This is a genomic window from Psychrobacter sp. 1176_08, assembly GCF_052850615.1.
Genome location: NZ_VXCU01000002.1, coordinates 351,360 through 365,936 on the forward strand (window position 1 = coordinate 351,360; position 14,577 = coordinate 365,936).

The 14,577-nt window shown below is 43.5% G+C and carries 11 protein-coding genes; 5 read left to right on the forward strand and 6 right to left on the reverse strand.

Going from position 1 to position 14,577, the window contains the following annotated elements:
- Nucleotides 1-44: 44 nt before the first annotated feature.
- From FW759_RS04140 to FW759_RS04150, 3 genes are all read right to left on the reverse strand, one after another.
- Nucleotides 45-1,094, reverse strand: a complete 1,050-nt coding sequence (locus FW759_RS04140; RefSeq protein ID WP_446442281.1) for an iron chelate uptake ABC transporter family permease subunit — start codon at nt 1,092-1,094, stop codon at nt 45-47.
- Between the two features lie 183 nt (nt 1,095-1,277).
- On the reverse strand, nt 1,278-2,378 hold the full coding sequence (locus FW759_RS04145; RefSeq protein ID WP_443566308.1) for an ABC transporter permease: 1,101 nt from the start codon (nt 2,376-2,378) through the stop codon (nt 1,278-1,280).
- 71 nt (nt 2,379-2,449) lie between these two features.
- Nucleotides 2,450-3,502: a siderophore ABC transporter substrate-binding protein gene (locus FW759_RS04150; RefSeq protein WP_062845242.1), complete on the reverse strand. Its 1,053-nt coding sequence runs from the start codon at nt 3,500-3,502 to the stop codon at nt 2,450-2,452.
- A 477-nt stretch (nt 3,503-3,979) separates the two neighbouring features.
- On the opposite strand from FW759_RS04150, the gene FW759_RS04155 reads away from it, so the two are divergent.
- The 3 genes from FW759_RS04155 to FW759_RS04165 all read left to right on the forward strand — a co-directional run bounded on the left by FW759_RS04155 (nt 3,980) and on the right by FW759_RS04165 (nt 6,247).
- Nucleotides 3,980-4,948 (forward strand): energy transducer TonB, encoded by a 969-nt coding sequence (locus FW759_RS04155; protein WP_353670270.1) that lies wholly within the window; start codon nt 3,980-3,982, stop codon nt 4,946-4,948.
- 111 nt (nt 4,949-5,059) lie between these two features.
- Nucleotides 5,060-5,749, forward strand: a complete 690-nt coding sequence (locus FW759_RS04160) for a MotA/TolQ/ExbB proton channel family protein (RefSeq protein WP_353670269.1) — start codon at nt 5,060-5,062, stop codon at nt 5,747-5,749.
- A gap of 96 nt (nt 5,750-5,845) precedes the next feature.
- Complete coding sequence (locus FW759_RS04165) at nt 5,846-6,247, forward strand: ExbD/TolR family protein (RefSeq protein WP_062845239.1); 402 nt, start codon at nt 5,846-5,848, stop codon at nt 6,245-6,247.
- Nucleotides 6,248-6,568: 321 nt separating this feature from the next.
- Here the strand turns inward: FW759_RS04165 and FW759_RS04170 are convergent, their stop codons facing one another.
- On the reverse strand, nt 6,569-7,108 hold the full coding sequence (locus FW759_RS04170) for a DUF2799 domain-containing protein (RefSeq protein ID WP_446442282.1): 540 nt from the start codon (nt 7,106-7,108) through the stop codon (nt 6,569-6,571).
- A 322-nt stretch (nt 7,109-7,430) separates the two neighbouring features.
- On the opposite strand from FW759_RS04170, the gene FW759_RS04175 reads away from it, so the two are divergent.
- Both FW759_RS04175 and topA read left to right on the forward strand, forming a co-directional pair.
- Nucleotides 7,431-8,033 (forward strand): hypothetical protein, encoded by a 603-nt coding sequence (locus FW759_RS04175; RefSeq protein WP_353670267.1) that lies wholly within the window; start codon nt 7,431-7,433, stop codon nt 8,031-8,033.
- Nucleotides 8,034-8,289: 256 nt separating this feature from the next.
- Nucleotides 8,290-10,944: a type I DNA topoisomerase gene (topA, locus tag FW759_RS04180; protein WP_446442283.1), complete on the forward strand. Its 2,655-nt coding sequence runs from the start codon at nt 8,290-8,292 to the stop codon at nt 10,942-10,944.
- 73 nt (nt 10,945-11,017) lie between these two features.
- Here topA and FW759_RS04185 read toward each other — a convergent pair whose 3' ends face one another.
- Together FW759_RS04185 and lon are read right to left on the reverse strand one after the other, a co-directional pair.
- Nucleotides 11,018-11,575, reverse strand: a complete 558-nt coding sequence (locus FW759_RS04185; protein ID WP_062845235.1) for a superoxide dismutase family protein — start codon at nt 11,573-11,575, stop codon at nt 11,018-11,020.
- 329 nt (nt 11,576-11,904) lie between these two features.
- On the reverse strand, nt 11,905-14,487 hold the full coding sequence (gene lon / locus FW759_RS04190; RefSeq protein WP_446442284.1) for an endopeptidase La: 2,583 nt from the start codon (nt 14,485-14,487) through the stop codon (nt 11,905-11,907).
- Between the last annotated feature and the right edge of the window lie 90 nt (nt 14,488-14,577).

Below are 14,577 nucleotides of genomic sequence, written 5' to 3' on the forward strand. Positions count from 1 at the left end.
CTTGTGGCGATTGGTTTTGACGGCTATTTTTAATGACGCTACCTTTAACGATGTTTGGTCATAAAAATCAATAATAAAAATACCAGACCGCCTGCTAGCTCAATGACAACCGACAGTACGCCTGCCATACCCAGTATTTGCTCAAATATGGTTTGACCAAGCACCAGACAAATCATCGCAACTAAGCTGACCAATATTAATCGCTCACTATGATACATATTGCGAGCAAGACGATTGGTAAGAGCACAAACCAACAAACCAAAAAAGGTCACTGGTCCGACGAGTGCAGTAGCCGTAGCGACTAATACTGCGATGACGGTAAGCAGACCAAAGGCCAGACGTTGATAGTTAATGCCAAGATTGGTGGCTTGTGCTTTGCCTAGCATTAATACATCGCATTGATAACGCCAACGCCAAACAAACAAGCCCGTGATGCCGCAGATAACCACGCTGATGCCAAGCAGTTGTGAATTCACAGTATTAAATTGGGCGTAGCTGGCCGACTGTACTACGACGAAATCATCAGGATTAATCAGCCGTGCAATCAAGGCTGACAAACTACGAAACAACACACCAAAGATAACACCTACCAATATCAGGCGCGTCAAATCTTGGCTGGTTTTTGAAAATAATAGTTGGAACAACAACATGGATGCGCCAAACATGAGAAAAATCTCAAGCATAAATTTGGCAATAGGATCGATACTGGTGAAGCTGATAGCACCCAAGAAAAAAACCAGCACGCTTTGCAGCAAGACATATAGGGAGTCGAAGCCCAATAGAGAAGGCGTCAAAATAGGATTGTGTGTCAAGGTTTGAAACAGTAAGGTTGACACGCCGATAGCGTATCCGACCACAATCAAAGCCAGCAGTTTTTTACCGCGTAGGGGTAGGGCAAAATCCCAATATCCATTAACGTTGAGTGTCAAAAATAACGTCATCGCAATCACTAATATGATAGAGGCGACGGACTTTGGATGATCAACTATGAACGCCCAAAATTGAGCAAGATGTTTTTGCCAAGTGGGAAAAGCGCCATGATGCTTGTCTGTGTCGCTCTTTTGTGCAGCGCTAGGCGTAGACGATGAAAACATGGATAAATCCTATAGTGTCACGCTTATCTAATCAGATAAAAGGACAATGACAGTCATAAAATAAGTCATAAGACCTCAAATAATAAGGTCTATGCATAGAGTATTTGCTATGCGATGTAGAACGAGTCAGGTATTACAATCACTGATAAACGATTCATTCGCTAAGTACCGCAAAAAACATAGTTATTGCTCAGCAGGGGCGCGCAGCAGCAACCATAAGAACAGCACCGTACCGACCACGCCAAACACAGTCGCGACAGGCACTTCAAATGGATAACGAATAGAGCGTCCGATAATATCGCACAGTAGGACGGCTGATGCCCCCAACAAGGCGACGGCTGGTAAACTGCGACGTAACTTATCCCCCATCAATCGGCTGACGATATTGGGCACCACCAACCCAATAAAGGGAATCATACCAACAGTCACCACGACCACCGCACTCATCATGGCCACCATACCAACACCAAGCCAAGTGACTTGGCGCTTGCTAATGCCTAGGTTCAGCGCGATGTTGTCACCAAGCCCGACGATGGTCAGTTTATCAGCGATAATATAAGCAAGAACGCACAACCCACCAGTCAGCCATAGCAACTCATAACGACCTGCTAAAACACCTGAAAAATCTCCAAACTGCCAAACGCTGAGCATCTGTAATGTCTCGGTTTGATATGCAATAAAGGTCGTCACAGCCTCAATGATACCGCCAAAAACGATGCCAATGAGTGGAATCATTAGAAAATCAGTGGGCGGAATACGGTGAATGAGCGCCATAAAAACCATCATGCCAATGACGGCCGAAAAGGTAGCCACGCCCATTTTTATGATGAGGGCGCTCGCTGGGAACAATAGGCTGACTACCAATAACCCAAGAGCTGCACTTTGGGTAGCACCGACCATAGAAGGCTCAACGAAGCGGTTTTTTAGTACCACTTGGATGATCATTCCAGCCACTGCCATTGCAACCCCTGTCAATATAATGGCAAGGGTACGTGGTATCCGGCTGACAAGAAGAAGCGAGCTATCAGAATTGGCGCTATGGTTGAGTAAGCTGTGAAAAATACCTGACCACGAAAAATCTGCCACGCCGATAGATAAACTCAATAAAACCAAAAGCCCCATAAAAATGAGGCTACCTAGGTTGATTAACCAAGGTGGTATGGCGGCACGTCGAGGGTTGGTAATTAAGGCTTTATCAGCCTCTCTTTGCCAGTTGGATGAAGCTGCTGACAAAGGTGAGCTGGGTTTCACGCTGGTATGAGCACGATGTGAAAATAACGACATAGTGGCTACTGGCTTAGAAAGTGAAAGATTGTAACTAAAGTTTAGAGCCATGGCTCAAACAGTAATTACGTTTATTTGGCAGCAGCAAACGCATCTTTAATCGTGGTCAAATCTTTAATCCACTGGTAATAGCCACCAAAAGCAAGATAAGAATCTGGGCTAAGGTAGACCACTTGGTCCTTACTCCACGCATTGGTTTGCGCAACCAATGGATTGTCTAATACGGCTTTGGCACCTGCACCATCTTCACCAATGGCGGCACTACGATCAATGATAAATAACCAGTCTGGATTGGTCTTTTGTAAATACTCAAAAGAGACAGGCTGACCATGACTGGCATCTTTAATCTGATTATCTGCCATAGGTACACCCAGTACGGTATGTATGAAGCCGAAACGTGATTTTTCACCATAAGCGGACATTTTATTGCCATTGACCATCACAACCAAGCCTGTCCCTTTATCCTTGGTCAAGACTTTAGTTTCATCAATAAGGCTGTCAATGTCTCCTTGCAATTTTGCCGCTTGATCACTTTTGCCAAACAAAGCACCCAAGTCATGCAAACGCTGTTTACTGGATTCATAGATTTTTGTTGTATCAATGGTCATATCAAGTGTTGGAGCGATACTTGACAAGGCATCATATTTTTCGGCCATACGTGAGCCAACTAAAATAGCTTGTGGCTTCATCGCGTTCAACGCTTCAAGATCCGGCTCAAAAACAGTACCGACACTTTTGGGTTCAGGCTGTGTTTTTGCCTGTAAATTATCCAATCTCAGGTTGCTTGGCATACCATCAACGGCCACATCAAGTGCGGCCAAATCTTGTAACAGACTCATGTCATAAACAACAAAGGGTGAAGGGTTGATCGCCAAATCAACCTTTCCTTTTACCGTGTCTACTGAGACAGTTTGAGCAGAAACAGCATCATTATTAGCAACATTCGAGGCGGCATCAGCAGTCGGGTTTTCAGTGTTGGCATCTGCAGGCTCAGAATCGTTAGACTCAGGTGAACTACAGCCTGTCACACTAACCGTTGCTATGAGTGCTGTTATAACCACAGTCAATAACGGACGCTTGAATAAAGGAAGCGGGGAGCGATTAGAAAACAAAGTAAGAGACATAGATAACTCGGCATATCGGATAGTTAGGCAATAGGTGAATAACGTATTTGCCAATAAAAATAAAAAAATCTGCTTGGTATGATGTAAAACGAAGCAAGATCAGAAATAGGGTGTTAAGAATTATTGGTTCTATTGTTAAAGTTTGCTGCCGCTCATATTTTTAGTAACTTAAAGATCTGAACCTAACAATAGGGACAACGAATCAGTGGCCATGATAGATTAATTGAGATTCATTATCAACGGTAATGATAATGATTTTTATTAACACTACGAACGTTATTTTTTTATGTTATTGTTAAATAGAAAGTTTTGATAAAATAACAGAATTTTAATGTACTGCTTTTCTTTAACACATTCAGACTGTATTCGATATTAATGGTAGGTTTGAGTAAATTATCATAAATTATTATTGATAATAATTATCGTTTGCATTATTATCTACACCATTCTATTTTGGTTAATTAATATTAGGGTGTTATGAGTTCAACGGATTTAGAAGCGCCATCACGTAAACTGTTATTCGCAGCTATCATTATAGTTTTGGCGTTGCATGTGTTGACGGTGATCGCATTAGCGGCTATCAAGACTCCTGAATTAAAAGTTGAAAATAAAAATGACGCATCACCTATTGAGATAGAGCTTGTATCGTTACCAGCTGAAACGGCGACACCAGTGGCAGAAGTAAAGGCTGCTCCTAAGGAGGAACCGAGACCTCCAGTTGTAGAGCAGCCGCAGCCAGAACCTAAGCCTGTCGAACAACCTAAGCCAAAAACCCCAGCAAAGCCGGTAGTGACAGAAACGAAGGTTCAGCCTAAAGCAACGCCTAAAGAACCAGTAAAAAAACAAGAAACTAAAGAAAAGCCAAAAGAGCCATTGGTAGATCCCAAGATCGCTGAGGCTGCTGCGAATGAGCAACGCAAACTCATCGCTGCACAAGCAGAAAGAGCCGCTCAACAAGCACAGGCGCAAGCTGCTCGCGAAGCCCAAGCAAATCGTGACGCGCAAGCGCAAGCTGCCCGTGAGGCTCAAGCCCAAGCTGCTAGAGATGCGCAGGCTGCTAGAGCTGCGGCAGAGGCAAAAGCTGCAAAAGAAGCCGCCGCGCGTGCACAGGCTGATGCCGCCGCTAAAGCAGCAGCTGCAGCCAGTAATACACCAGTGAATTTTACCGCGACCAATGCCAACTGGGCATCTGCACCAAACTTCAGCTTCCCTGATCGCGCAGCACGTAGAGCCAGCCCAGGTGATGTGCTAGAAGTGGTCTTGGTATTAAGAGTGAATAAGCAGGGCGGTATTGATAGTGTCAATGTTGCTAAGTCATCAGGTAACACGCTGCTAGACAAAGAAGCCCAGCGCCAAGTACGTTCTGGTAAATTTAAACCATTTATGAAAAATGGTGTACCAGTTGTCGGCAACGTGACACTACCGATTGCTTATAAAGTACCGTAAATACAAAATCATAATAATAGCCACTTTATGCGTGGCCAAAATATATGCAGTAAATCAAAAGCAAAAAATACTCAAGTCATAGCAATGAAATAACAAATCAAGGAGTCTGACATGGACTTTATGCAATACTGGCAATATAGCGACATGGTGACAAAAAGCCTGTTCTTTGTGCTCTTAGTCCTGTCCATCGTATCGTGGGTCACTGGTATCATTCGTGTGCTACAAAGCCGTAAACTGGCGACGAGTGTGGCAGATGATTTAAGTCAGCAAATCCAGCCAACACAAGCAAACCTAGCAGATTCAGATGCGGCTACACGTCGCTTGGTTACTGAACAGACCTTGCTCAAGCATATTGGTCGTTATCGTTTTGCTAGCGAGCGTGGGTTGCCTATTCTTGGAACCACAGCCGCAATTGCACCATTTATCGGTTTGTTCGGTACCGTATGGGGTATTTTCCACGCATTGCATAATATCGGTATGAGCGGACAAGCAGGGTTGGGTCAAGTAGCAGCACCAGTCGGTGAGGCACTTATCATGACAGGTCTTGGCATCGCGGTGGCCATTCCAGCAGTGGTATTCTATAACCTTGCTGTACGTATTAATCGCCGTGTGATGTACCATGCTAATGATAGAGCACATGATCTATTGGCAAACTCTGTTCGAATGGTAGACAGCGCACAGGCCTCAATAACTACTAAACCTGCCATGACTCAAACGCCAATCGTAAAAGAGTCACATGCAAGTGCTGAAAATATCCAGCAGACCAGTCATTATCGTAACTCAGCCTCATCACAGCCTTGATAATGAGTAACCAGTAAGGTTGTCAGTTAAGAAAAAACAAAGCCGGCGCACAAGGGCTGGCTGTATTGAGAATAACCAAACGTATTGAGAATAATTATGGCATTTCAATTGGGTGATGATGACGTTCAAAGTATGAATGAGATGAACCTCATTCCACTTATCGATATCATGCTGGTATTGATGATTATATTTTTATTGACGGCTACTGTGCTAAATCCGACAGTACCATTAGACTTGCCAAAAACCAGTGCAGTGGTGAACGATACGCCGCCAGAAGCCATTCAAATTAGCATCGATAAAGACGCAGGAATATTCTGGGATAGCGATCCGATCAGTATGGAAGAGCTTGAAACACGACTGCAACAGCAAAGCGTGGCTGGTAAAGATCCTTCTGTACAATTACGTGCTGATAAAGAAAGTAAATATGACACGGTCGCTCAAGTACTGGCTGCAACCAGTCAGGCTGGACTCACGAAGGTTGCCTTTGTTAACGAATAAAGTCTACTCAGGCGTATGATTGACAAAGCACCATACATAATGGGATAGAGGCTGTCATAGCTCTTATACGACTAAAGTTTTTATACCAATAAGCTGACCAGCATTACCAGTAAGCTTATTAATAAAAAAATTACTAGAATAACAAGAAGAAAAATTAGAATAATAAATCTCTCCTTCCACCTCGCTTGGGTAACCTTGTGAGGTTTCCTTTATTATAGCGTGTGCAATGGCTTCGTCACTTTATGATAAGAGCATTGTAGAAGTAGTAAGATATAATCTAAATCGACTGCGTCATCAAATAACAACCATAAAGACTTTACGTTACCAACCATAGCCAAATGGACGATAGCCATAACCAAAATGACCGGGCCCATAGCCAAATGGATAAGGCGAGCGCAGATAGTCAAGGTCACGCTGACGAATATAATAGTAGCGCCCTTGAGAGTACGCTTCTTCTAGCTTCTCGATACCTTCAAGGGGACAAACAGGTTGCCAATCGTAACCTTCGCGTCCAAGCTTATAAGCATTAAGCTCAGTACAGTAATTTTTGAGCCCCTGCTGACGTCCTTGTTCCCACTGTATACGATTGGGCGTTGCGCCGCCGACGCTTGCACAGCTATTGGCATAATGTCCAAAATAAGCGCCTGAGCGTCCTCGCAAACCATCTGCATAACCAACTTCTTGCCAGTTACTCTCTTGACACTGCTGCGGCGTCAGACTCTGGGTCGTCGCACAACCTGATAAAGTTAATACGGCAGCGCCCATAAGAGATAAGGTAATGCCAGAGTGAACAGTGAGTTTATCAAGCAGTTTGCTAGCGAAACCAGCAGTCGATGAGTTATGTTTAATAAGATAATTCATAATAAACCTGCGCGCGTTTAAAATTATGGTTTATCATAGCACTTTTTGCTAGCGACAACTTTTTATATCTGATTATTATATTTGTTTTTAGTTGCTCTAAGTATTTGATATGACAATATAAATATCAGCCAAGGCACAGATAAGAGCGCGAGGTTTTCACTGATTATGCAGATAGGCTGCTTGATTTTTAATGGTTAGCGCTCATTATAAACCTCTACATACCAATCATTTATCTATTCACCGCTCTTTACATGTATAGCTGTGTCAGCTGGGTAGTTGTATTTTTAGCAGTAGTTTCATTTAGTTAAAAGGTCAGACCATCATGGGAATATTGATTGGCGTTATCATTGTACTATTCGTATTAGGGAGTATGATGGCGCTCAAACCTAACGGTATCGATCAGCGTTTGGATAATCTGCGCATGACAGCGCGTCGTTTGCAGCTGAATCCAAAGCTGGTTACTTGTCCTGATTGGATAAAAGGCCGTGACAATGAATACGGGCGCGGCATGATGGGGCAGTACTGCTTAGTATTAGAAAACACGCAGTTGCCGCATACACGCTACCAAGTGATTGATGGACAGTGGCGCCCAGACAGCAGTTTTGTAGATACAACTAAAGATGATATCAAGCTCAATATTCCAAGTGCTATCCGTTCTACTCAAAGTAGTCCAGACACTGCTATTAAGAAGACCAATTTTAGCTTGGATAAAGTGCCGCTAGACTTACCAGTGAGTATCGAGCCTTCCGTCAAAGGACTATTAACTAAGGCAAATAGCATCATTATTTATTGGGAAGATATTGCTTACGTACGTCCATCGACTAACCCAAAATATCAGCAAAAAGCGATTGAATCCGATTTATTGGTGCTAAAGGCAAACCTCGAAAAATGGGCATTACAGATGCAAAAAACAACAGCAAAGTAGTAAATGGTTTTTCAATCTCCATTTATAGACAATAAGCAAGTGCTTCTTGCAAACGCTAAGTTCATTTATTGTTGACAGCTGAACGTTTAGCAGTGTAACGTCTTTATAACTCTATTTTTACTCTATGGTTATTGTTTGTGTTATAACCATTTTCATAAGCAGCTGATTACTACAACAATTAATGGGCGATTATAAATTGCCATGCTGCTGAATTTATCCTTACTTTTAATTTACTTATATTATGGTGTCGTCACATATGGCAAAAACCACAACCAAAAAAAGTTCAGCATCTGCTGCTGACAGCCCAAAAGGCAAGTCTTTGGTGATTGTAGAATCACCAGCTAAGGCAAAAACGATTAATAAATATCTTGGTGATGACTTTATTGTACGCTCAAGTATTGGCCACGTTCGCGATTTGCCAGTGGGTGCTAGCAAAAGCGCTAAAAAAGCGACGGTTTCTAAAAAAGATGAAAGCCTGAGCAAAGAAGAAAAGGCGCAACAGGCGTTGGTACGCCGCATGGGTATTGATCCAGAGCATGATTGGGCAGCAGTCTACGAGGTGCTACCAAACAAGACCAAGGTGATTAAAGAGCTAAAAGCATTGGCCAAAAACGCTGACCAAATCTATCTTGCAACGGATATGGATAGAGAAGGAGAGGCGATCGCTTGGCATCTAAAAGAAGTCATTGGCGGCCCTGATAGTAAATATCAGCGTGTTGTCTTTAATGAGATTACCAAATCTGCGATTCAAAATGCCTTTAAGCAGCCATCAAAGCTCGATATCGATCGTGTTAATGCACAGCAAGCGCGTCGGTTCTTAGATCGAGTGGTTGGCTTTATGGTATCGCCACTCTTATGGCAAAAAATTGCTCGGGGCCTGTCGGCAGGTCGCGTACAGTCAGTTGCTATGCGCTTGGTTGTTGAGCGTGAGCATGAAATTCGCGCCTTTATTCCAGAAGAGTATTGGCAGATTCATGCAGACACGCATGTCGCTAACAGCAAAAAAGATGCCGAGAAAATTGGCATTCGTTTAGAGGCGACCAAACAAGCTGGCAAGCCACTCAAACTGGTCAATAAAGAGCAGACAGATAAAGTATTAGACGTTCTAAAAGCCAGTGAGTTTATTGTCAAAGAGCGTGAAGAAAAACCCACGCAGTCACGTCCAAGCGCGCCATTTATTACCTCAACTTTGCAACAAGCAGCCAGTACACGATTGGGCTTTTCGGTTAAGAAAACCATGATATTGGCGCAGCGTTTGTATGAAGCGGGTCACATCACTTACATGCGTACTGACTCGACCTTTTTGTCTGGCGATGCATTGACTGCTGTGCGTGGTTATATTGAAGACAGCTATGGCACAAAATATGTGCCAGAAAAGCCCAATTTTTATGGCAACAAACAAGGTGCGCAAGAGGCACATGAAGCCATTCGTCCTTCTAATGTCAATATGAAGTCAACCCAGCTAAAAGGGGTTGAGCGTGATGCTATTCGTCTATACGAGCTGATTTGGCGTCAGTTTGTGGCTTGTCAGATGCTACCAGCAAAATACTTGTCAGTGAATTTGTTTGTTGGTGCAAACGACGTTGAGCTAAAAGCGCGCGGCCGTACTCTGGTGTTCGATGGTTATACCAAAGTCATGCCGCCGGCCAAAACAGACGATATGTTGTTGCCTGATGTCAAAAAAGGCGATCACTTAACGCTTGATAAGCTTGATCCAAGCCAACATTTCACCAAGCCACCACCGCGTTATACGGAAGCCAGCTTAGTAAAAGAGCTTGAGAAAAAAGGTATCGGTCGTCCATCGACTTACGCCTCTATTATTTCAACTATTCAAGATCGCGGTTATGTCAAACTTGAAAACAAGCGCTTATTTGCCGAAAAAATGGGTGATATTGTCACCGATAGATTGACCGCCAGCTTTCCAGACTTAATGGATTATACCTTTACGGCTGCGTTAGAAGACAAGCTCGATCATGTAGCAGAGGGCGAGCAAGATTGGAAAGACGTGCTGGATAACTTTTATGGGGAGTTTAAAACAACCCTTGAGCACGCCAAAGAAAAAGACGGTATGCGTCCCAATGATCCGACCGACGTACCAGATGTGCATTGCGACATTTGTGATCGTCCGATGCAATTGCGTACTGGCTCAACAGGGGTGTTTTTAGGGTGTACTGGCTATAACTTACCGCCAAAAGAGCGTTGTAAAGGCACTAAGAATTTGATGCCAGTCGAGGCTTTTGCCAATCTTGATGAAAGCGACGCGGCTGATGAAACGGCTGAAGTTAAAGACTTGATGGAAAAAAAGCGTTGCCCGAAATGCGGTACGGCAATGAATGGTTATATCGTCGATGGTGGTCTCAAGCTGCACGTCTGCGGCAATAATCCTGATTGTGATGGCTACATCTTAGAAGAAGGCAAGTTTGAAGTACCAGGTTCTGATGCGCCAACGATCGATTGTAATAAGTGTGACGGACAGATGGAGCTAAAGACAGGGCGTTTCGGTCCTTATTTTGCTTGTCAAAAATGTGACAACACACGTAAAGTACTAAAAACAGGCGAAGCTGCACCGCCGCGTATGGATCCGATTCATCTGCCAGAGTTAAAATCAACTAAGCACGATGATTATTTTATCTTACGTGAAGGCGCTGCTGGTATGTTCTTAGCGGCGTCTAAGTTCCCAAAAGTTCGAGAAACACGTCCGCCAAAGCTTGCCGAGCTAAGAGAAATTAAAGATAAAATGGAAGATAAATTCCAGTATTTGTTCGAAGGGCCAGATGAAGATCCTGAAGGCAATCCAACGATTTTGCGCTGGTCTCGTAAGAAAAAAGAGCAATATATTGGTTCTGAGAAAAACGGTAAAGCCACGCGTTGGGGCGTTTACTGGCGCAAAGGTGAGTGGGTAGAAGAATAATTTTTCTATCGACAATAAAAAAACCTCTTAGCATGGCTGAGAGGTTTTTTTTGTCTAAAAATATGAATAATAATTAGGCTTTTTCGATAATACCACAAGCGACGCGGTCACCAGCATTACCAGCAGGCTGGCTCTTATAGTCATCAGCATTGGCATGAACAATGAATGCTAAACGATTGACGCTATATTTGCCCGCTTCAGCTGCTGAGATTTTTTTATTTACGTAATTGATGGTAGCAACACCATCTTCATTGGCTGTCAAGTTTGGTAGATCACCGGCATGACCATTCATATCATCTGGATTTGAATGTGGCTTATTGTCTGGATTGAAGTGACCACCTGCTGCTTTACCCATATCTGCACAGCTACCTGTTTCATGAATATGCAAAGCAACGGTTTTGCCTGGTTGCAAGTTCATGAGCTTACCATATACCTGAACACCGCCATCGACTGGACGCAAGAACATTTGTCCTACTTCTTTTTCTTTACCATCTACAGTCTTAATCGTTGACTTTAGAGCAGGTTGATTTAAAGGGTTACCCGTTTGCATTTGATTTTCGACAGTTTGGCAACCTGTCATTGCCAACGCTGAACCACATAGTAGCGCACTTGCAAGCATCGTCTTATTCATTGTTATCTCCATTTATATTTAATTTAATCGTTATGATGAGTATATTTAGCGATAGTTTTATCTGAAATATTCAAGAATTACTTAACTTCCCAATCAGTATAGCTAAGGATAAGAAGTAGATATTCATCAAAAGCGCAACAATCAGTTAATAAATGTAAATAACGTATGGGTTTGAATAGTATATAAAAGAATGTTGTATGAGAAGAAATGCCATTACGTATTACTATACTGATTCTATAAAAAATATTTTAATATAGTGTATAAAAAAAGCCGCCCATCATTGTGATGAGCGGCTCTTATTTCTTGAGAGCTTAATCTCGAATAATCAACTAGTTATGTAGCGCTTTACCTGACGTTTTATCGACCGTCACTTTGGCAGGTTTTAATGGTTTTGGCATACTGACCAAAGCAACTTTTAATATCTCGTCAATCGTTGCCACAGGTTGAATGGTCAAACCCGCTTTTACATTGTCAGGGATATCGGCTAAGTCACGCTCATTTTCTGCTGGAATCAGTACATGCTTGATACCGCCGCGATGGGCTGCAAGTAGCTTTTCTTTGAGACCGCCAATACGCAGGATTTTACCACGCAAGGTAATCTCACCTGTCATCGCGATGTCTGGACGAATGGCGATACCTGTCAAGGCGGATACAAGTGCTGTCGTCAGTGCGCCACCAGCAGAAGGCCCATCTTTTGGTGTGGCACCTTCTGGCATGTGGACATGGACATCTTTTGTTTTAAACGTCTCATAGTCAATACCAAGAAGATCACCGCGAGCACGAACCACGCTCATGGCAGCGCGAATAGACTCTTTCATCACGTCACCCAGTGAACCCGTAAAGCTAAGCTCACCTTTACCTTGCATGGCAACCGCTTCGATGGTCAATAACTCCCCACCAACTTGTGTCCACGCTAGACCAGTAATACGACCAATCTCTGGTTCTTCTTCCGCCAGCCCATAATCATACTGATGGACGCCTAAATAGTCATCGATGTTTTTGTCATCGACCACGACCAGCTGACGCTCTGCTTTTTTCGGAGCGCGGGCACCATGTGACTCGACTGAACCGCGAACCACTTTACGGCAGATTTTATTGACTTCACGCTCAAGGTTACGTACACCTGCTTCACGTGTATAACTACGCACGATACTGTGCAGCGCTGCTTCAACAATCTCAATCTCACCTTCTTTGAGACCATTTTGCTTAATTGCCTTTGGCACCAGATATTTTTGGGCAATGTTGACCTTTTCTTCTTCGGTATAGCCCGGTAGACGAATGACTTCCATACGGTCAAGCAGTGCTGGCGGAATATCCATGCTGTTAGCCGTACAGATAAACATCACTTGTGACAGATCTAAGTCCATATCTAAATAATGGTCGTTAAACGTGTCGTTCTGTGAAGGATCTAATACTTCAAGCAATGCCGATGCTGGATCGCCACGGAAGTCTTGCGCCATTTTGTCTACTTCATCGAGTAAAAACAGTGGGTTTTTGACTTCTACCTTCGCAAGTGATTGCACGATTTTACCTGGCATCGCGCCGATATAGGTACGGCGATGACCACGAATCTCAGCTTCATCACGCACGCCGCCAAGCGCCATACGGACAAACTTACGACCTGTGGCACGAGCGATCGATTCACCTAGTGAGGTTTTACCCACACCTGGAGGGCCGACAAGGCAAAGAATCGGACCACGAAGTTTTTTCACGCGTGACTGTACGGCGAGGTACTCTAAGATGCGATCTTTTACATCTTGTAGTCCATAATGATCTTCATCTAAGACGGTTTTGGCTTTGTCTAAATTGATCGAAACCTTGGTCGTCGCATTCCACGGCGTATCCAAAATCCATTCAATATAGTTACGCACTACGGAAGATTCACTTGACGCAGGTGGCATCATTTTAAGCTTTTTAAGCTCTTGATCTGCTTTTTTGCGCACATCTTCTGGCAAGTCAGCGTCTTCTAAGCGCTGCTCAAGCTCAGCCACGTCATCTTCGCCATCGAATGCACCGTCATTCATGTCTGACAGCTCATTTTTAATGGCTTTCATCTTCTCATTTAAGAAGTATTCACGCTGATTATCTTCCATTTGCTGACGGACAGCGTCTTGAATATCTTGTTCGATGTTTTGTTCGGCACTTTGCTTAACCAAATATTCGGTCAAGGTATTGATGTGCGTTTTGATATCGTCTTCTTCTAAGAAAGACTGTTTGATATCAAGATCCATCGAGACACGGGTTGAGATGAAGTAGACCAATTCAAGCAAATCATCGATACGCTTCGCCACACGCGTCAGCTCACGGGCATTACGCAAGCGTGCATCTGCATAGCCTTCAAACAATGTGGTCAAAGCTTGTATGGTGTTTTGTTGTTGTCTCTCATCCATACTCACATCGAGATCAGCACGTGTAAATCTTGCCATCAATAGCTCATCGTGGTTTTCGATGTTATCGACGCGCGCACGATACTGGCCTTCAATCAATACTTTGATGCAGTTTTCATCACTGTCATGTGGCATAGTGCTGACAATGCGGCAAACCGTACCATATTGATATAGGTTTTCTTGATCAATATCTTCAGTCAGTGAGTCTTTTTGGGCAACAACCAGTACTTTATTGCCGTATTCGGCCTGTGCCAACTCGACCGCTTTGACTGACGGTGCGCGGCCTACAAATAAGGCGATTTGCATGTGCGGATAGACGACGACATCTCGCAGGGCGAGTAACGGTAAATAGTCTTCCGCCTTACTGTCTTTGTCACTGTCATCAAGATTATTATTTTTGACAGTAGCAGACGCTGACTCTGATGGAGTATCAGATGAGATGTCTTGCTCGTTGTCTTCTGCAACAGTAGATGAAACGTTGACATCGATGTCGATATTGTCTTGTGCTATTTTATGTTCACTCATAGATTCTTCCTCGTTCACCAGACTTGTAAAGTCAAGTTCGTGGTTCATGTTAGATAAATGGTGCTCGCAAAAAAAATTGCAAGTCTCATG

Excerpts from the sequence above, each read along its gene's own strand:
- FW759_RS04145 (WP_443566308.1), bottom strand. The coding sequence starts at position 2,378 with ATGTCGTTATTTTCACATCGTGCTCATACCAGCGTGAAACCCAGCTCA.
- FW759_RS04140 (WP_446442281.1), bottom strand. The coding sequence starts at position 1,094 with ATGTTTTCATCGTCTACGCCTAGCGCTGCACAAAAGAGCGACACAGAC.
- FW759_RS04175 (WP_353670267.1), top strand. The coding sequence starts at position 7,431 with ATGGGAATATTGATTGGCGTTATCATTGTACTATTCGTATTAGGGAGT.
- FW759_RS04150 (WP_062845242.1), bottom strand. The coding sequence starts at position 3,502 with ATGTCTCTTACTTTGTTTTCTAATCGCTCCCCGCTTCCTTTATTCAAG.
- topA (WP_446442283.1), top strand. The coding sequence starts at position 8,290 with ATGGCAAAAACCACAACCAAAAAAAGTTCAGCATCTGCTGCTGACAGC.
- lon (WP_446442284.1), bottom strand. The coding sequence starts at position 14,487 with ATGAGTGAACATAAAATAGCACAAGACAATATCGACATCGATGTCAAC.
- FW759_RS04155 (WP_353670270.1), top strand. The coding sequence starts at position 3,980 with ATGAGTTCAACGGATTTAGAAGCGCCATCACGTAAACTGTTATTCGCA.
- FW759_RS04160 (WP_353670269.1), top strand. The coding sequence starts at position 5,060 with ATGGACTTTATGCAATACTGGCAATATAGCGACATGGTGACAAAAAGC.
- FW759_RS04170 (WP_446442282.1), bottom strand. The coding sequence starts at position 7,108 with ATGAATTATCTTATTAAACATAACTCATCGACTGCTGGTTTCGCTAGC.
- FW759_RS04165 (WP_062845239.1), top strand. The coding sequence starts at position 5,846 with ATGGCATTTCAATTGGGTGATGATGACGTTCAAAGTATGAATGAGATG.
- FW759_RS04185 (WP_062845235.1), bottom strand. The coding sequence starts at position 11,575 with ATGAATAAGACGATGCTTGCAAGTGCGCTACTATGTGGTTCAGCGTTG.